The sequence below is a fragment of the Microvirga antarctica genome (genome assembly GCF_017921815.1).
In the GTDB taxonomy this organism is placed as follows: domain Bacteria; phylum Pseudomonadota; class Alphaproteobacteria; order Rhizobiales; family Beijerinckiaceae; genus Microvirga; species Microvirga antarctica.
Genome location: NZ_JAGEMM010000197.1, coordinates 1 through 281, shown reverse-complemented (window position 1 = coordinate 281; position 281 = coordinate 1). Strand labels below are relative to the sequence as shown.

Here is a 281-nt window from a genome sequence, read left to right as displayed (position 1 = left end):
ACATAAATGACATGCTGGCGAATAGACGGCAGCGCACATCGAACCGTGCTTCGAGATATTCATAGGCTGATGTGACTTTCAATTTCCGAAAAAACGGAATATAGAAATAAAAAACCAGCGGTAAAATTGCGATAGCCAGATACTGACCAATGATAAACGTCCAGTCGGAAGTAAACGCTTTGGCAGGAATTGACATAAATGTAATTGAGCTTAACGTAGTAGCAAATACACTGACCCCAGCCGCCCAACCAGGAACCCGGCCACCACCGCGAAAATAATCG

At 44.5% G+C, this 281-nt stretch carries 1 protein-coding gene; it reads right to left on the bottom strand.

Annotation, left to right across the window (positions count from 1 at the left end):
- Nucleotides 1-281, bottom strand: a 281-nt coding sequence (locus tag J4G32_RS21465; RefSeq protein ID WP_210497778.1) for a sodium:solute symporter family transporter, incomplete at both ends; no start/stop codon positions are given.